The sequence below is a fragment of the Chryseobacterium rhizosphaerae genome, from assembly GCF_003385455.1.
GTDB lineage: Bacteria > Bacteroidota > Bacteroidia > Flavobacteriales > Weeksellaceae > Chryseobacterium > Chryseobacterium rhizosphaerae.
In genome coordinates this window covers 47125-63694 of sequence record NZ_QNUF01000002.1, presented here as the reverse complement: position 1 = coordinate 63694, position 16570 = coordinate 47125, and the positions used below count along the sequence as shown (strand labels likewise).

Sequence of the window (16570 nt, the reverse complement as noted above, 5' to 3'; positions counted from 1 at the left end):
GTGTTCCAGAAGAAGCAGATAAAGTATGCTTGTGTAGTAATAATTCTACTTTTATGTGCGAATAATTCTATGGTGTAATGTGTTTATTTCTATGGTGTTAGGGATGTGTGGTGGAGGTTTTTGTAGTTCTTAATTTGTACCTTTGCAGTCCTTAATTATGAAAAAAACTATTTATTTCGTTGCTGGATTTCTTTCATTCTATGCCAACGCACAGGTGGGAATCGGGACACCTAAACCAAAGTCAACTCTCGATGTGAATGGAAAAACTACTTTAAGAAGAGAACTTAGAGTAGGAGGAAGCTCCACTCAGGCAGGTGATGCCGGATTGAACGGGCAGATTTTAGTTTCTCAGGGAGAGGGTAAATCTCCTGTTTGGAAGTCGTTGAATGTTTCCTTTATGGAAGAGGGACAATACAAATTGATCAATTCGTATTTGTCGTCAGATCAGGTGGGTATCACCACCCTTACCAATGGTATTGCAGGAGATAATATTTTTAAAAATAGTGTAGGAGACAATATCACTGATGGTACTAAAGGTAAATGGGTAAAGATTTCAGGTCTTGAAAATAATTTTACCATAAAAAATGGTAGAAACAGATTAACCTATCAGTTCCAGACAGGAGTTGAAATGAAATCGCCAACAGCTACTGTGATCAATGATGTGAGATTTACGTGTGGGGTATTCAGAAATGGAAAGCTTGTAGCTGTCCGTCCTGACAGAATAGAATCTAATAATAATTCTGAAAAAGGAGGTATCCAGGACTATATTTTCACCCTTAATTATACTGAGCAAAATGTACCTGTAGGTGCTCATAAAATTGAAATTGCATGCAGAAAAATTGATGCTTCCAGTACTTCATCACAATTTACGATAGGACGAAATGTACAGGATTCCAATGGAGTATCTAATGCATTTACACTGGAGTCTACGATGAAAATGGATGTGATTGAATTTGTAAGCTATAAAAACTAACAATTGATGAAAAAAATAATATTGACTTTACTTCTTCCGGCAGGATTATTATTGTCTGCTCAGGTGGGAATTAATACAGACTCTCCAAAAGCAAAACTTGATGTAAATGGAGACCTTAATTTAAGAGATAAAATTGCGGTGTATGACTCTTCTGATAATTCTTTATCTCAAGGAAATAATGACCAGTTACTTGTATCACAGGGTGAAGGATATCCTCCAATCTGGAAAACCCTTCGTATTCCTGAATATGAACCGAACAAATTTTATCTGATTTTTAATAATTCATTTTCCGATAAACTGGGAATCAGGTTTAGTTATAATGAACAGTCTAATATAACAACTTCCAGAGGCAGTGTTTTTAATAAAGGTACGCAATATGGTACTTTGAGTAACTTCAAGAAAATTGCAGGGCTTTCACAGGATATCAATGTCTACAGTACAGTCAGCAAAGCTTATTTTCAATTTGAAACGGTAGTACAGGCTAATTTTGATGCAAATGGGGCTACCGATACTTCGATAGACTACGCTTGTGGAATCTTTGTGGATGATAAATTAGTGAATCTGAGACAGAGAAATCTGAAAGCTATTGGTTCTCTACAGCCTTTCCTTACCCATACCCAGATCGGAATTGTTGAAAACCTTACAAAAGGAACTCATACGGTAAGTGTAGGATGTGCAAGACTGGCATCTTATGGGAGTGCATCAGGTAAAACGCTTACTATCGGAATCAATGCAGCATCTAATATCAACAGCTTTATTGCACAGTCTTCTCTGAAAGTAGATGTATATGAGGTTCCTGAGGTGTTTAACCCGATTATAAACTAAATCAAATCATGAAAAAAATATTTTTTATAAAATCTCTTTTACTGGCGGCTGTATGGATGAATGCACAAGTGGGCATCGATACACCAAATCCTACAAATAAACTTGATGTGAATGGAGATTTAAATGTCAGAAAAGAATTAAGAACAGGAGGTACGGATCTTTTAAAAGGTTCTGCAGGAACGAGTGGAGATATCTTTCATAACAACTCAACGATGGCAACCAATGACTGGAAAGCCATTAAAATTGCTGATGGGCAGGGAAGTATGTCTGTGTTTTCTATCAATACCGTAGCAGATCAGACAGGGGTTTCTTTTAGCTCCAGCGGGTCAGCTGTTCCTTATAACGAAGGTGATCCTTTAGCCGGAGATTGGACCGTACTGCCAACGGCATTAGATAATTTCTCCGTAACCAATGGAAACAATAAAGTAACATTCTCATTTCAAACTACTGTTCAGAAAACAGCAAAAGGCTCGGCAAGTTTTGCGTGTGGGATTTTTGTAGATGACAGACTGAGAGCTGTAAGAACAGATGTATTGCTGGGAGGCGCAGGAGCTTATAAAATTTTTAATCTGAATGCCACTCTTTCTAATCTTACTCCCAAAAACAAATATGTGGTAAAAGTGGCCTGTATTAAACGTACGCTAAGTGGTACACCAATACCGGTACTGGGAATAGGAAGAGCCGTGGATACTGCAGTACTGAATAATGATATGGCACAGTCCGTTTTGACAACGTCGGTACTACAGCCTTATTAATTTTCATGAAAATATAATAATTAAGAATCTAAAAACGTTATGTTTTTAGATTTTTTTTGTTTTTAAGTCCATTTATTGTGAATTTGTTCGAATAGAGTGTATGCTGTTATCGAAAATTGAATTATATTTGGCGTTATTAAAACTAATTTTTCTATGATAAAAAATTACTTTCTTAAAATATTTACAGGAGTTGCCCTTTTAGGAGTATTAGCATCATGCAATACAACATCTGACCCTACAGAATCAATCCCAAATCCTGATGAAGGAGCTGTCCCTAAAAAAATCCTGGAAAAGATCAGTATGGATAATGTTTCTCAGGAAGAATATATTACAGCGGCCGGAGTTTTAAATCAAGCTGTTTTTAAAGATGATAATTCTAACGCCAATTATACAAGTACGTTAACCTACAATACCAATAAAAAAATCACTAAAATTAATTTTGCAAGCCAGACTCCAGGAAGTTTGTCTTATGAGTTTAATGTAACTCCGGATATTAATGGACAGATTTATAATGCTTCATGTGTGGCAACAGGTTCATTGGCCGGAACATCATACATCAGTGATTATGCTTTTACATATGATGTAGCAGGAAAACTTACCAAGATTCTTGAAAAAAGAAAAGCAGGGGGGATATCTGCCTACAATGTATTCGTAGAAAACGTTTTTGTATATGCCGGAGATAATATTTTTAAGGTGACGAGTTCTAAAGGAATCCTGAATATCAATGGTGTTCCCGACATGACTACAGCTGTTCAAACGGTCTATAGTTTTCAAAATTACGATTCTCAGAAAAGCCCTTTCTCTACACTTCCAAAAGTGTTTTTTATCATGAGAGGTCTGATGAATCCGATCAATTTCTACAGAATGTCTCCAAACAACCCTACGTCAACGTATATTCAGATGCCAGCGCCGGCTCCTGGAGTTAATACGATACAAAGTTATACCTATGATCAGGGATATCCGGTGATTGAGAAAAATCAAAAACTGACCTATAGTTATAAAAATTTGTAAAAGAATTCAATTATTAATCTTATTGGAATATAAATAATAATATAATTTTTATGCAAAAAAAAATTATATTTGTCAAAAAATAATCAATTACCAGGAAATGAAACAACTTTTCTATTTTATTTTATTAATAGCAGGATTTTCTTCAGTGTATTCCTGCAAAAATTTAGTGGATGAAGAAGGAAATCCACTAATAGATCTGAATAATACAGGAGGGTTAAACGGTCCCCGAGCATTATATAAAGAAATTACAGATAAAGATACATTAGCAGAATATCATTATGGTGGACTTCTTGTGAATACAGTAATCACAGATAGTGCATCCATCACTAATGTAATGTATAGTGGAGATAAGATCAGCCAGATTGTCTTTAACGGATTCCTGGATCTTGACGGAAACGGAAAACTGGATAAGGATAGTGTTTCTTTTACCAGACTGCTTACTTATGGAAATACCGGAAGATTGGAAATGATTTCTGAAAACCGTTCTATATTCAGAAGACCTCCACCTGTTCCACCGGCTACTACTCCGGGACCACAGACACTTCTCAGAAAAACAAAATCGCTTTATGGCGTGAAGTATAGTGCAGCGACTGCAAAACTGGATTCTATCATTATGAGAACAGGTCCGGATATAACAGGAACGCCATTTGCTTATGATAACTTCTCAAAAACAGCTTATACCTATTCTGGAGACAATGTTTCCAAAGTAATAAGACATTACGGTCCTATGGCCGGAGGAGTAATGGGAGCTGTTACTACAAAATATAGCTATGAATATTATGCTTATGATAATGAGATCAGTCCGTTCACATTATTACCATTGGCATACAAGATTTCAAGACTTTTAAATACAGATCTTAATGATAAAGAAAGTCTTATATTGTCTCCGAACAATCCTAAGAGATGGTCGTTTACAGATCTTACTCCACCTATCCCTAACCCGATTGTAAAGAGTACAAATTACGTTTATGATCCACAGACTTATATGACAAAAGGATATGGAGTAAACTATATTTACAAACCGCAATAACATTATTTTTAATAATATATAAACTCAACCTTCCAAAGGTTGAGTTTATTATTTTTTATCTCTTAATTTTGCAAAAAATTTCTGATGAAATATTTAATAGTTGGGCTGGGAAATAAAGGCTCAGAGTACGAAAATACACGTCATAATATAGGATTTAAAGTAGCCGAAAAGATTGCTGAGACACTTGATGTTTCTTTCAACACGGCCAATTTTGGGTGGATGGCTGAAGGTAAGCACAAAGGGCGTAAGGTTTTTGTACTGAAACCGGATACTTATATGAATCTTTCAGGAAACGCTGTAAGATACTGGATGCAGAAAGAAAATATCCCTCTAGAGAATGTCCTGATTATAACGGATGACCTTGCGCTTCCTTTCGGTACGTTGAGGATGAAAGGAAAAGGTTCTGATGCCGGACATAACGGACTTAAAAATATTAATGAAGTACTACAGACGCAAAACTACACAAGACTCCGTTTTGGAATTTCTGCCGATTTTTCTGCCGGACGTCAGGTAGATTATGTATTGGGTACGTGGAGTGGAGAAGAAGCAGAGAAACTTCCCGAAAGAATTGAAACGTTCTCTAAGGCAAGCCTTTCCTTTGTTTTTGCAGGATTGAATAATACCATGTCTGCATTCAACGGGAAATAAGGTTCTGTATTGAGGAGCATACATAAAATGAAAAGGCCATCGAAACTCGATGGCCTTTTATTATAGTTGCTAGTGAGGTAAGATCTACCTACCTCTACAAGAATATTAATCTTCTATAACCAGGTTACAGATCCTGTTTCAACGTTATAGTTTGCACCCACGATTTTAATCTTACCCTCATTCTCAAGGTTTCGAAGGGTTGAACTTTGCTTACGGATATCTTCGATCGCACTTCTTACATTCTGCTGATTAAGTCTCTCCAAAAGTGAGCTGTTTTTTGATGAACGCTCTTCGTTTTCCTCAATGATTTGATTAATGATAGGGTCAAAATGATTGATAAGATGGTTGAGGTTATCCATTCCCAGACCTTCAATCTGGGCTGCATCAAGACCTCCTTTTAAGGCACCGCATTTAGTATGACCTAATACTACGATAAGTTTAGAGCCGGCTACATTACAGCCAAACTCCATGGACCCCAGAATATCCTGGTTAACAAAATTACCTGCAATTCTGATGCTGAAAACATCTCCTAATCCCTGATCAAAGATAAGCTCTGCGGAAGTACGGCTGTCTATGCAGCTTAAAACTACAGCAAAAGGCCATTGTCCTTCACGTGTAGCATTAACCTGCTCAAGCAGATCTCTGTTAGCTTTCAGATTGTTTACGAACCTTTGGTTTCCTTCCTTTAAAAAATCTAATGCTTTTTCAGGAGTAATCGTCGATTGGGTTTCGTATGTATGTGCTTTCATATAGTATGTAATTGTTTTTTAAATTTAAAAAAGTTGATGAGTAATGAGACTACATTGCTCTTTTATGGGTAACCAGAATATGGGAATCTTCACTTCTTTCATAATCTCTGTATGAAGTTTTGAAGCCCAAAAGTTCTACCATGATATCCTGTTCCTTTGCACGGATATTGGCAAAGTCCTGAATCATTTCCAGTACATCAGTAGCAATGTACGAAGTACTTCTTGCATCAATGGTTACCGTAGAATTGGGTTTAATATTTTTAAGTGTTTTTTTGATAGCTGCCTTATTTAAAAATGAAACTTCCTCAGCTAATTTGATGTTGATCCCATCGGCATCATCCAGCTTTTCACGGCTTAGATAATAAGCTCTTTTCATATTTCCTTGAAGGATATAGAAGATAGAGATAGCAAGACCAATTCCTACTCCTTTTAATAGATCTGTTGCTACAACAGCTGCAACAGTGGCTACAAATGGAATAAACTGGAATTTTCCTAAATGCCAGAAATGTTTAAATGTAGCTGGTTTTGCCAGTTTATACCCTACTAAAATTAATACCGCAGCCAAAGTAGCTAATGGAATTAGATTAAGAATGACAGGTATAGAAAGTACACAGATTAGTAAGAAAAGTCCATGGATAATAGCTGATATTTTAGAAGTTGCCCCTGCATTTGCATTGGCAGAACTTCTTACCACAACAGACGTCATAGGAAGACCACCAATAAATGAACTGATCAGATTCCCTATTCCCTGTGCTTTAAGCTCAAGATTAGTATCCGTAATTCTTCGCTGTCTGTCTAATCTATCTGATGCTTCAATACAAAGTAAGGTTTCAATAGATGCAACAATAGCAATAGTAGCTCCTACGATCCATACTTTCGGATTGGTAAAACCATTAAAATCAGGAGTGACAATCAGGTTTTTAAAATCTTCCAAAGACTGAGGAACCGGTAAAGAAACCAAATGTTGAGTTTCAATAGCCAAAGAACTTCCTGCCATCTTAAACAGTTGATTTAGAATAATACTTGCAATTACTGCAACCAATGCTCCTGGAAGCATTTTCATCCTTTTCAGTACGTGAATTTTATCCCATGCGATAAGAATGGCAACAGAAACTAAAGTAACAATGATAGCTCCGGGTTGGATGGCTCCCAATAATTCAGTAAAATATCCGAAGTTTAAGCCATTGTCAAAAATAGATTCATGTCCTTCATAATCTTTATCGAATCCTAAGGCATGTGGAATCTGTTTCAAAATAATAATGATTCCTATGGCGGCAAGCATTCCTTCGATAACGTTATTCGGGAAATAGTTGGAAATACTTCCAGCCCTTACAAATCCCAGAATTAATTGAATCAGCCCTGCAATGATTCCTGCGCAAAGGAAGAGTTCAAATGCACCAAGATCTGTTATGGCTGTTAACACTATAGCCGTTAAACCTGCAGCAGGTCCGGAGACTGAAATATTTGAATTACTAAGGAATCCTACGACCAGACCCCCTACAATACCGGAAATAATACCGGATAATGGGGGAGCACCTGAAGCTAACGCAATTCCTAAACATAGTGGGAGTGCCACTAAAAATACCACGAGTCCTGAAGGAATATTCTCCTTAATTCCTCCTATTAATGATGTCTTTTTCATGATGTGAAGCTGTGAGAAATAACCGGCTTATTTGTCTTTAAATAAGTCTGTTATAAAAGTTGAAAAATTTTTAATTTTTAAAGTACGTGTGTATTCAATATCAAAAAGTTGATAGAGAATAGGTATCAAAAAAATCTAACTATGGAGTTAAGCTTCCGGAGGAGGAGAAAATATACTAAGGAAAGGGGATAGATGAAAAGAATCATCTACCAGTACAAAAGACATTCCCTGAAAATCAGGTTCCGAAAACTTCAGATAATCGAATACATTTAAAGTTTTCGGAATAGCTTTTTCATAAACAATAAAAGAAGATGGGTGAGAATGCGGTTCTTCTTCGTTCACTATTATATTGGTTCTCAAAATATCCCAGCCTGCAACCGCAGCTATGCTTGGCAGCGCTGTAAAATTTAGAAAAAACGTTAATACAATAATACTCCAGAACTTCATTTCACATTCTTTTTAGAAAAACTACTTTGTTTTTCTGCTCATGACCCAGTCTGAACTCGTAAGGTTATAGATTTTCTGGATGTCTTTTAAGATTTTCTCAAAATCAATCTCCAAATCAATGATCTTACCCGTTCTAAGGTCAAATACCCAGCCGTGCACTACAGGATACTCTTCTAAGATGTATCTTTCCTGTACACAGGCCATTTTGACTACGTTGATGCACTGCTCCTGAACATTAAGTTCAACAAGTCTGTCATAACGCTTGTCTTCATCTTCAATAGAATCAAGTTCAGCTTGATGCAATCTGTAAACATCACGGATGTTTCTCAGCCATGGATTTAATAATCCCAAATCCTGAGGAGTCATCGCTGCTTTTACACCACCGCAGTTGTAATGTCCACATACTATGATGTGTTTTACTTTAAGATGTTCTACAGCATATTGGATTACAGCTGTGGAGCTCATATCTAAAGTGTTGACAACATTGGCAATATTTCTGTGAACAAAAACTTCGCCCGGTTTTGCACCCATCAGTTCTTCCGCTGTGGCTCTACTGTCTGAACATCCGATATACAAATAATCAGGATGCTGAGTTTTTGCCAACTCTTCGAAGAAGTGTGGATCTTCTGATACTTTGGATTCTACCCATTTTTTGTTGTTTTCAAAAATAACTTCGTACGATTGTGACATAATTTTAAATTTTTAAAAGTTTATAATTATTTATTTCGTTTAAATTATTTTCAAAATCAATAGACTAAATCAATAATCGTACAAAAATATACTTTTTGCAGAAGAATTGACCAGTTTTAACAAAGTTTAATATTAAAATATGCTTAAAATCATGTCTAATAAACCGGTATACTTTGTCTTACAGTAAGTGTTGGTACTATTATAATTCAAACGTTTAAATAACTAAGATAAAATTACAAAGTATAAATTAGAATTTGAGAAATGTAGATTAAAATATTTTTAAAATTTTCTGTTGTTCATAAGAACTGTGAATCAGTATATTCAAAATAAATAATCATTTACTGTGGAAAAATGAATAAATTAAGGTCCTGATTTTAACCTTATAGTTTCAATGGAGGATTTCGATCTGGGCATATTTTATTGGGCAGGAATTGTTATTGCCTGTTTTTCATCTTTTCTAATATTGGGAAAGCAGAAAAAGAAAACTGTAGATTTTCTTTTGGCCTTTTGGTTTCTGATTATAGGAATACATCTTGTTTTCTTTGTGTTGTTCCGCTCGGGGGGTTATTTAAAATTCCCTTATCTCATCGGATTTGAAATTCCTTTTCCTTTCATGCATGGTCCGATGTTGTATCTGTATATTCTGAGCCTGACGGGTAGGAATACGGGTAAAAAGATGTGGATACTGCATTGGGTGCCTGTTTTGATGATTTATATGATTTTACTTCAATTTCTGATGCTGCCTCCACAGGATAGGATGGCGGTTTATCAGAATAAGGGTAAGGGATATGAAGTGTTGAGTGATGTTATCAAATTTTTAATGATTTTATCCGGAATTTTATATGTGGGCTTAAGTCTTCTGGCAGTCAGGAAATACAAAAAAGAAATTTCCGATCAATACTCTAATACTGAAAAAATTAACCTGAATTGGTCCTATTATCTGATTATTGGGATTGCATTCATATGGATTGCAGTGATCATAAGGAATGATATTCTTATTTTTTCCATGGTTGTTTTGTTTATTCTGGTTGCAGCTTATTTCGGTATCAGTCGTGTGGGTATTTTGGATTTACCGATTGCCGTTGATGTTACCGGTGAAAAAGAAGCTGATCATAATGTGGCAAAGTATCAGAAAAACTCTCCGGGAGATAATGTTATACAGGCTATTTATGAAAAACTGGTATCTAAGATGAAGTACGAAAAGCTGTATAAAGATCCGGATCTGAATCTGAATCATGTGGCGCAGCTGTTGGATGTTCATCCCAACCTATTATCCCAGACAATTAATTCGTTGGAAAATAAAAATTTTTATGACTATATCAACCGACAGCGGATTGAGGAGTTTAAAAGAATAGCCATGCTTCCTGAAAACCAAAAGTACACGATTTTATCACTGGCTTTTGAAAGCGGGTTCAATTCTAAGACCTCATTTAACAGGAATTTTAAAAAATATATGAATTGTTCTCCAAGAGAGTTTCTAAAAAGTCAAAATCTTACATTAGAAGAGTAAGTGTCACATAATAAGTGATATAATATATGTTTCATCTTTCATTTTGGAACAGTTGAGCCTTTCTTTATCCTCATTTTTACAGAAAATTTAATCAACTGTTATGAAGAGATTCTTATTTGTTATCCTATCTATTTTTGCATTGCTTATTGGTGCTTATCCTTTAATTTATGTTTTTGTTGAACACAAAAACACTTTTCTGGGTTCCAAATCATTGGAGGTGCTTCAAAACTTAATCTGGAAAATTGCCTTTTTTGCGCATATTATTTTTGGGGGAATTTCCCTCTTCATTGGCTGGCGCCAGTTTGGAAGCCAGTTCAGAAATAAATATTTAAAGACGCACAGAGTCATTGGAAAACTCTACGTAGCCGCAGTGCTGATAAGTTCCGTTTCTGCAATTTATATGGGAGTGTATGCTAACGGAGGAATTGTGTCATGTGTCGGATTTGTTTGCCTGGGAATTATCTGGCTGATCACAACTTTGGCAGCAGTAGTGTATATAACCAAAGGTAACGTAGTAAAGCATCAACAATTCATGGTATACAGCTATGCCTGTACCTTTGCTGCAGTAACATTAAGAGTCTGGTTTCCCATTTTAAAGAGTATCACACAGGATCCGGACAATTCCTACATTGCTGTAGCCTGGTTATGCTGGCTTCCCAATCTTTTGGTAGCATATCTTATTAACAAAAAGAATGGGGCGGCCAATTAAACTTTATTGTTGATATAACCGTTTGTCGCTTCTGTGGTAGGGTAAATCTTTCCAGGGTTTCCCATGACCATAGAATCGTCAGGCACGTCAAAATTGACGTATGAGTTCGGGGCGATCAATACATTGTTTCCAATGTTGATACTCCCTACAATCACTGCATTGGGCCCAATCCATACTTCATCACCAATCACTGGAAAACCTTCGTTCTTACCACGATTTTGCTGCCCGATGGTTACCCCTTGTGCTATATTGCAGTTTTTTCCAATTTTGGTTTTAGGATTGATAACCAGTGCCCCGAAATGCCCCAGATATAATCCTTCCCCGATTTCAGTTTCAGGGTAGATCTGGAAGCCGTATTTTATTTGAAAATGCCTCAAAACAATTCTCCAGAATAGTCCGGAAATAGCTTTTTTATTACTTTTTTGAGCTTTTCTAAATAGATAAATATAATGGAGATTAGGATTGATACATTTTTTCCAAATTTCAAAAGTAGAAAGCCATTTGCCGCTTTCCCTGTAAAAATCTTTCTGTATTGCTGTGTAGTCTGGCATAACAAAATATTTTATACTTCATCAATAATTTCCTGAAGATGCGCTACCGATTTCTGAAGCACAAATGGAAGGTCTGCTGCTGCAATTTCCTTTTCATACTGGCTGGCAAGCTCCTTATTCAGGAGGAATTTTTTCATTCCTTCATAGATTCCTTCTTCCGAATTGGGAGTAATGATACCCAGTTTTCCCTCCTGCAGAAGATCCTTGATTCCGGATACATCCGTAGAAACTACAGGTTTATTAAGGATAAGGGCTTCCGCAATAATCGTAGGAAATCCTTCATGCCTTGATGACATGACATAAAAATCTGATTGTTTCAAATAAGGATAAGGATTATTTCTGAATCCCAGCATTTTTACTGTTTCCTGAAGTTCAAGATGGTTAAGTTTTGACTGAATATTCTCAAAATCAAATCCGTCACCAATAATGATGATCTGATGTTTTAGCCCTTCATCAATAAGTTTTTTGTGTACATCCAGAAGCCTGTCATAGCCTTTCTGTGGATATACGGTCCCTATAGTGACAAAAGTGGGAAGATTCTTTGAAAATGGAAAATCGTCAATAGGAAGGTCTGCTTTTTTTAAAGTATCTCCTTTATCAATAGGATTAAAGATTTTGATAACAGCCTGCTGTTCCCTTTCATTTTGGGCAAGTTTCTGCATTTCTTCTTTCAGCTTATTGGAGATTACCAATATTCTGTCGAATTTGAAAAGCTGTCTGATTACATCCGGAGTGTATTCTTTCAGATTAAAGATGTCATTCTGGATCCAGATGATTTTTTTTGAATCTTTTTGCGGGCTGGATAGCAGCTCTCTGTACATGCCATGGATAGCAGCTATTTCTATATCGTATTTTTTATCCTTTAAAATAAATTTGTAGAGTAGTGACGGGAACCATAAAAACATTTTTTGATACAGTACCCTGAAAGCTTTTACAGGAATCTCATGAGGTTTGTTGGTGGTGATCATTTCCCCTTTCAAAAGGTAGTATAGATTTACCCATGACGGAACCTCCTTAATATACATTCCGGTGTAGAGATTAATCAGTAAGTCTACTTCATATTTATCTTCAGGGAGATTTTTAAGAAAGTTGACCAAAACCTTTTCTGCTCCACCATGGCGAAGAGAACCGATTCTGATTAGGATTTTTTTCTTTTGAGGTGTGTTGTTCATCAATGGTTTAATAAATGTGTTTTGGTATAGAGTGTTTATCTGATTCTTCGGGCCTTTTTAAATTTATAAGGTAAATTAGCCTTAATATATTCATCCAGTTTTTTACGGTCCTTCTCAAGTTCCCGAGGGTATTCCGGATTGTTCTTTAAAACAATATCGCCATAATCCTCAATTGTACAAAGAAACTGTGCCGGATTTCCTACAAAAACAGAATTGTCGGGCATAGATTGAGACAATACAGAATTAGCTCCCAATATACAGTTGTTTCCAATTTGTACATCCTGCGTAATCACACAGTTGATCCCAATGGTACAATTATTTCCGATTTTTATCCTTCCGAAAATTCTTGCATCCTCATATCCGGGAAGCTTTCTCAATAAAGTAGTTGTTCCGCCGTGATTAACAAATCTTACCCCAGCGGCAATATTAACATCGTCTCCAATTTCAATAAGATAAGGTTCCGTTCCAAAATAAATTTTGTCCGGCATATTGAAATTTTTTCCTACTTTCATACCACGATATTGAGCCGCCTCCAAACTTGCCTTATTAAGAAAAGTATGATAGACGGAATATATTTTTAGTACTAGTCGGTATATGAATATCATTATTGTAAATTTGTTTTTTACTTTTGCAAAGAAAAAGAATTTATATGATAAAAGTTTCCAAAATAGAATATTATTTGCCGGAATTGGTTCTTACCAACAAGGATTTGGAAAAAGAGTTTCCCGAATGGAGTTCCGAAAGAATCCATGAAAAAGTAGGCATTTCACAGCGCCATATTTCTGCAGCTCATGAGACCGTATTGGATCTTGCTGTACAATCTTCAGAGAAACTTTTTGAAAATTATGACCGGAGTAAAATAGATTTTATTCTCTTCTGTACCCAAAGTCCGGATTATTTTCTTCCTACAACAGCCTGTATTTTGCAGGATAAACTTGGGTTGAGAAAAAATATAGGAGCTATGGATTTTAATCTGGGATGCTCAGGGTTTGTTTATGGCCTGGCATTTGCCAAAGGTTTAATAGCTGCCGGAATTGCTAAAAATATATTGTTAGTCACTTCTGAAACATATACAAAGCATATTAATCCGAAAGATAAAGGAAACCGAAGCATATTTGGTGATGCTTCTGCTTCTACTATTATTGAGCAGGTAGAAAATGCAGGAGATTACAAATTCTGTTTAGGAACAGATGGTAGTGGTGCAGAAAACCTTATTGTAAAAAAAGGAGCATTCCGTACAGATTTTGAATTGAGTCCTGATAATGAGTTTGACCCTGAAAATCTTTATATGAATGGACCGGAGATTTTTAATTTTACCATAGAAAATATCCCCGGGCTTGTAAAAGAAACAATGGAGGTGAATGGACTTACCATGGATGATATCGACCATTTTGTTTTTCATCAGGCTAATTCCTTTATGCTCAATTATCTTAGAAAAAAAACCAAAATACCGACAGAAAAATTCTATATTGACATGGAGAAAACCGGAAATACAGTTTCAGCTACTATTCCAATCGCTTTGAAGAATATGATGGATAAAGGAATACTGAAAAAAGGTGATAAAGTTCTACTGGCAGGTTTTGGAGTAGGATATTCCTGGGGAGCAACCGTGTTAGATTTTTAATAAGTATAAACATAAAATAAGAAATATGAAGACATCTGTTTTTTTAGAAAAACTGCAAGAAGAATTAGAAGAAGATCAGGCGCTTACGCTGGATACTAACCTGAAAGAACTGGAAAGTTATGATTCAATCAGCCTGCTTTCTGTGATTGCTTTCGTGGATGAAAATTTCAATAAAAAAATTGATACAAAACAATTTAAGGATATTGAAAAAGTATCTGATCTTGTAGATATTATTGGTAAAGAAAACTTTGAAGATTAATGAATCAGTTTTCATTAAAAGATAAAATTATTCTTATTACAGGGGCTTCTTCCGGAATCGGGAGAAGCTGTTCTGTAGAATGCAGTAATAGCGGAGCAGGTCTGATCCTGGTCGCTAGAAATGAAGAAGAGCTGCAGAAAACGGTATCAATGCTGGCTCCTCATACTAAAGTGGAGACTATCATTGCTGATATTGCACAAAGTGATAATCTTGAAGAGCTGATTGCGGAAAAAGTGTTGCAGATAGGAAAGATTTCAGGATTTATTCATTGTGCAGGAGTAGAAAAAACGCTTCCGCTTAAAAAGCATACTCCCCAGCTGTATCATGATATTTTTGCTGTGAATGTAATTGCAGGATTTGAAATCGCTAAAATTTTGTCCCTTAAAAAATATAAAACCGAAGCTTCTAGTTTTGTTTTTATTTCTTCTGTGGCAGGAATGGTCGGTGAGATAGGGAAGGCTGCTTACTCTTCCAGCAAAGGTGCTGTCATTTCAGGAGCCCGCTCTATGGCGATGGAACTTTCCAGGAGTAATATCCGTGTCAACAGTATAAGCCCTGCCATGGTACATACCCCTATTCTGGAAAAAATGTTTGCCGACATTGGTGAAGAGGCTGCTGAAGAAATTCTTAAAAAACATCCTCTTGGAATTGGAAATCCTGAAGATGTTGCTAATGCCTGTATCTTTTTGCTTTCTGATGCTGCGAAATGGATAACCGGTTCAAATCTTGTGGTAGACGGCGGATATTCTGCTCAATAATCAACGTTGGTAAAGATCGTTGATGATGCTCTCTACTGCATTGAATATTTTCTGATTGTCAAACTGATCTTCAATGGTTTCCAGATTTTTTCTGATATGGGATATAAGTTCTTGGTCAGTTAGAAATGTTTTCATGGCTTCATACATTTCATTCGTGTCATAATTGATAAGATAACCGGTTTCACGATCTTTAATCATTACTCCTACATCTCCTGTATCGGTAGCAATAATTGGTTTTTGAAGAATTAATGCTTCTGCGATCACTAAAGGCCAGGCCTCGGATTCTGAAGAAAGGATAAAATAATCTGCTTTTTTAATGTAAGGATAAGGGTTCATTCTATTCCCACATAAAATAAACGTTTCCTGAACATTGTTGTTGAGAATCTGCTGTGTCAGATTTTTCATTTCCTCTCCGTTTCCAATCACGACAACACGGTGATGGAATCCCTCATCAATCAGTTTTTTGTGAGCATCAATTAATTTGTGATAACCTTTTCTGTTGTGGAGACGGCCTACAGAAACAAAAACGGGCCCTTCCTGTGGAAAGTCTTCTATTTTTTCTTCTGCCTTCTTTTTAATTTCCTCTATCGGAATAGCATTGATTACAACAGTCTCAGCGGGATACTGCAGATCCGGATAAGACTGATGCATAATATCCTTGATCTTTTGTGAGCAGTAAATCATATGATCAAACTGTGGGAAATTTTCAAGAATATCCGGAACTAAAGGTTTCATGCCCGGGACATTGATCTCAGAGTGGAACCAACCTATTTTTTTTGAATCTTTATTGCTGGAATTGATAACCGACGAAAATGCCGCATAAGTAGGAGCAATTTCAATATCAAACTTTTTGTTTCCTAATATACGATCAGAAATTTTGTGATCTTTTAAAGCACGCGAAAGTTTTAACCTCCTGCGGATAAGTTGAAATTTATGGATTAGTGCATTTTGAGAAAAGCTTTCTTTACCATCGGCAAGGTATACCTTTTTTACATGGTGGGGAAATTCGTCTTTAAGCTCTCCCTGATTGAGATTAAGACATACTGTGATGTCAAATTTATCAGGGTTTAGATTATTGAGCATGCTTAATATAACTTTTTCCACACCACCCATTTCCATAGACCGGTGTCTGAAAAGAACTTTTATTTTTTCGTTTTCTGACATTATCTGAAAAATTTATGTACAATAATGGAGATTTTCTTCTTCATTCTATGTAA

At 36.0% G+C, this 16570-nt stretch carries 19 protein-coding genes; 11 read left to right on the top strand and 8 right to left on the bottom strand.

Annotation, left to right across the window (positions count from 1 at the left end):
• Positions 1 to 157 precede the first annotated feature (157 nt).
• From DRF57_RS01905 to pth, 6 genes are all read left to right on the top strand, one after another.
• Entirely contained in the window at positions 158 to 973 is an 816-nt protein-coding gene (locus tag DRF57_RS01905) for a hypothetical protein (protein ID WP_047484879.1), read from the top strand.
• Positions 974 to 979: 6 nt separating this feature from the next.
• Positions 980 to 1798 carry a hypothetical protein gene (locus tag DRF57_RS01900; RefSeq protein WP_084086496.1) on the top strand — a complete coding sequence of 273 codons (819 nt, stop codon included), beginning with the start codon at positions 980 to 982 and terminating at the stop codon, positions 1796 to 1798.
• Positions 1799 to 1806: 8 nt separating this feature from the next.
• Complete coding sequence (locus DRF57_RS01895; RefSeq protein WP_084086497.1) at positions 1807 to 2553, top strand: hypothetical protein; 747 nt, start codon at positions 1807 to 1809, stop codon at positions 2551 to 2553.
• A 153-nt stretch (positions 2554 to 2706) separates the two neighbouring features.
• Positions 2707 to 3564 carry a hypothetical protein gene (locus tag DRF57_RS01890; RefSeq protein ID WP_047484886.1) on the top strand — a complete coding sequence of 286 codons (858 nt, stop codon included), beginning with the start codon at positions 2707 to 2709 and terminating at the stop codon, positions 3562 to 3564.
• A gap of 97 nt (positions 3565 to 3661) precedes the next feature.
• Positions 3662 to 4594, top strand: a complete 933-nt coding sequence (locus DRF57_RS01885) for a hypothetical protein (RefSeq protein WP_084086498.1) — start codon at positions 3662 to 3664, stop codon at positions 4592 to 4594.
• 84 nt (positions 4595 to 4678) lie between these two features.
• Positions 4679 to 5242 carry an aminoacyl-tRNA hydrolase gene (gene pth / locus DRF57_RS01880; protein ID WP_047484889.1) on the top strand — a complete coding sequence of 188 codons (564 nt, stop codon included), beginning with the start codon at positions 4679 to 4681 and terminating at the stop codon, positions 5240 to 5242.
• 113 nt (positions 5243 to 5355) lie between these two features.
• On the opposite strand, the gene DRF57_RS01875 is transcribed toward pth, so the two are convergent.
• The 4 genes from DRF57_RS01875 to DRF57_RS01860 form a co-directional block, all read right to left on the bottom strand.
• Positions 5356 to 5991, bottom strand: a complete 636-nt coding sequence (locus DRF57_RS01875; RefSeq protein ID WP_047484891.1) for a carbonic anhydrase family protein — start codon at positions 5989 to 5991, stop codon at positions 5356 to 5358.
• 49 nt (positions 5992 to 6040) lie between these two features.
• Positions 6041 to 7633, bottom strand: coding sequence for a SulP family inorganic anion transporter (locus DRF57_RS01870; protein WP_084086499.1), 1593 nt, complete (start codon positions 7631 to 7633; stop codon positions 6041 to 6043).
• Between the two features lie 147 nt (positions 7634 to 7780).
• Entirely contained in the window at positions 7781 to 8080 is a 300-nt protein-coding gene (locus DRF57_RS01865; RefSeq protein WP_047484894.1) for a hypothetical protein, read from the bottom strand.
• 21 nt (positions 8081 to 8101) lie between these two features.
• Positions 8102 to 8770 carry a carbonic anhydrase gene (locus tag DRF57_RS01860; RefSeq protein ID WP_115916628.1) on the bottom strand — a complete coding sequence of 223 codons (669 nt, stop codon included), beginning with the start codon at positions 8768 to 8770 and terminating at the stop codon, positions 8102 to 8104.
• A 391-nt stretch (positions 8771 to 9161) separates the two neighbouring features.
• Between DRF57_RS01860 and DRF57_RS01855 the strand changes: the two genes are divergently transcribed.
• Positions 9162 to 10280, top strand: coding sequence for a helix-turn-helix domain-containing protein (locus tag DRF57_RS01855; RefSeq protein WP_115916626.1), 1119 nt, complete (start codon positions 9162 to 9164; stop codon positions 10278 to 10280).
• Positions 10281 to 10380: 100 nt separating this feature from the next.
• Positions 10381 to 10989 (top strand): DUF2306 domain-containing protein, encoded by a 609-nt coding sequence (locus DRF57_RS01850; RefSeq protein WP_047484899.1) that lies wholly within the window; start codon positions 10381 to 10383, stop codon positions 10987 to 10989.
• Here DRF57_RS01850 and DRF57_RS01845 read toward each other — a convergent pair.
• From DRF57_RS01845 to DRF57_RS01835, 3 genes are read right to left on the bottom strand one after another with little or no spacing between them, the layout of a single operon-like run.
• Positions 10986 to 11540, bottom strand: coding sequence for a serine acetyltransferase (locus DRF57_RS01845; RefSeq protein ID WP_047484901.1), 555 nt, complete (start codon positions 11538 to 11540; stop codon positions 10986 to 10988). The two genes, DRF57_RS01850 and DRF57_RS01845, sit on opposite strands and share 4 nt — an antisense overlap.
• Positions 11541 to 11551: 11 nt before the next feature.
• Positions 11552 to 12712 carry a glycosyltransferase gene (locus tag DRF57_RS01840; RefSeq protein ID WP_047484903.1) on the bottom strand — a complete coding sequence of 387 codons (1161 nt, stop codon included), beginning with the start codon at positions 12710 to 12712 and terminating at the stop codon, positions 11552 to 11554.
• 35 nt (positions 12713 to 12747) lie between these two features.
• Positions 12748 to 13200: an acyltransferase gene (locus tag DRF57_RS01835; RefSeq protein WP_241508008.1), complete on the bottom strand. Its 453-nt coding sequence runs from the start codon at positions 13198 to 13200 to the stop codon at positions 12748 to 12750.
• Between the two features lie 161 nt (positions 13201 to 13361).
• Here DRF57_RS01835 and DRF57_RS01830 point away from each other — a divergent pair, with 161 nt between their 5' ends.
• The 3 genes from DRF57_RS01830 to DRF57_RS01820 are packed head-to-tail and all read left to right on the top strand — an operon-like array spanning position 13362 to position 15353.
• Positions 13362 to 14336, top strand: a complete 975-nt coding sequence (locus DRF57_RS01830; RefSeq protein ID WP_115916624.1) for a 3-oxoacyl-ACP synthase III family protein — start codon at positions 13362 to 13364, stop codon at positions 14334 to 14336.
• A 25-nt stretch (positions 14337 to 14361) separates the two neighbouring features.
• Positions 14362 to 14595 (top strand): phosphopantetheine-binding protein, encoded by a 234-nt coding sequence (locus DRF57_RS01825; protein WP_047484909.1) that lies wholly within the window; start codon positions 14362 to 14364, stop codon positions 14593 to 14595.
• Positions 14595 to 15353, top strand: coding sequence for an SDR family NAD(P)-dependent oxidoreductase (locus tag DRF57_RS01820; RefSeq protein ID WP_115916622.1), 759 nt, complete (start codon positions 14595 to 14597; stop codon positions 15351 to 15353). Before DRF57_RS01825 ends, DRF57_RS01820 begins: the two co-directional genes overlap by 1 nt.
• Here DRF57_RS01820 and DRF57_RS01815 read toward each other — a convergent pair whose 3' ends face one another.
• Positions 15354 to 16517, bottom strand: a complete 1164-nt coding sequence (locus tag DRF57_RS01815; protein ID WP_084086506.1) for a glycosyltransferase — start codon at positions 16515 to 16517, stop codon at positions 15354 to 15356.
• Positions 16518 to 16570: the final 53 nt, after the last annotated feature.

Excerpts from the sequence above, each read along its gene's own strand:
- DRF57_RS01865 (WP_047484894.1), bottom strand. The coding sequence starts at position 8,080 with ATGAAGTTCTGGAGTATTATTGTATTAACGTTTTTTCTAAATTTTACA.
- pth (WP_047484889.1), top strand. The coding sequence starts at position 4,679 with ATGAAATATTTAATAGTTGGGCTGGGAAATAAAGGCTCAGAGTACGAA.
- DRF57_RS01820 (WP_115916622.1), top strand. The coding sequence starts at position 14,595 with ATGAATCAGTTTTCATTAAAAGATAAAATTATTCTTATTACAGGGGCT.
- DRF57_RS01825 (WP_047484909.1), top strand. The coding sequence starts at position 14,362 with ATGAAGACATCTGTTTTTTTAGAAAAACTGCAAGAAGAATTAGAAGAA.
- DRF57_RS01870 (WP_084086499.1), bottom strand. The coding sequence starts at position 7,633 with ATGAAAAAGACATCATTAATAGGAGGAATTAAGGAGAATATTCCTTCA.
- DRF57_RS01875 (WP_047484891.1), bottom strand. The coding sequence starts at position 5,991 with ATGAAAGCACATACATACGAAACCCAATCGACGATTACTCCTGAAAAA.
- DRF57_RS01815 (WP_084086506.1), bottom strand. The coding sequence starts at position 16,517 with ATGTCAGAAAACGAAAAAATAAAAGTTCTTTTCAGACACCGGTCTATG.
- DRF57_RS01855 (WP_115916626.1), top strand. The coding sequence starts at position 9,162 with ATGGAGGATTTCGATCTGGGCATATTTTATTGGGCAGGAATTGTTATT.
- DRF57_RS01860 (WP_115916628.1), bottom strand. The coding sequence starts at position 8,770 with ATGTCACAATCGTACGAAGTTATTTTTGAAAACAACAAAAAATGGGTA.
- DRF57_RS01830 (WP_115916624.1), top strand. The coding sequence starts at position 13,362 with ATGATAAAAGTTTCCAAAATAGAATATTATTTGCCGGAATTGGTTCTT.
- DRF57_RS01885 (WP_084086498.1), top strand. The coding sequence starts at position 3,662 with ATGAAACAACTTTTCTATTTTATTTTATTAATAGCAGGATTTTCTTCA.
- DRF57_RS01905 (WP_047484879.1), top strand. The coding sequence starts at position 158 with ATGAAAAAAACTATTTATTTCGTTGCTGGATTTCTTTCATTCTATGCC.
- DRF57_RS01845 (WP_047484901.1), bottom strand. The coding sequence starts at position 11,540 with ATGCCAGACTACACAGCAATACAGAAAGATTTTTACAGGGAAAGCGGC.
- DRF57_RS01835 (WP_241508008.1), bottom strand. The coding sequence starts at position 13,200 with ATGCCGGACAAAATTTATTTTGGAACGGAACCTTATCTTATTGAAATT.
- DRF57_RS01850 (WP_047484899.1), top strand. The coding sequence starts at position 10,381 with ATGAAGAGATTCTTATTTGTTATCCTATCTATTTTTGCATTGCTTATT.
- DRF57_RS01900 (WP_084086496.1), top strand. The coding sequence starts at position 980 with ATGAAAAAAATAATATTGACTTTACTTCTTCCGGCAGGATTATTATTG.
- DRF57_RS01840 (WP_047484903.1), bottom strand. The coding sequence starts at position 12,712 with ATGAACAACACACCTCAAAAGAAAAAAATCCTAATCAGAATCGGTTCT.
- DRF57_RS01895 (WP_084086497.1), top strand. The coding sequence starts at position 1,807 with ATGAAAAAAATATTTTTTATAAAATCTCTTTTACTGGCGGCTGTATGG.
- DRF57_RS01890 (WP_047484886.1), top strand. The coding sequence starts at position 2,707 with ATGATAAAAAATTACTTTCTTAAAATATTTACAGGAGTTGCCCTTTTA.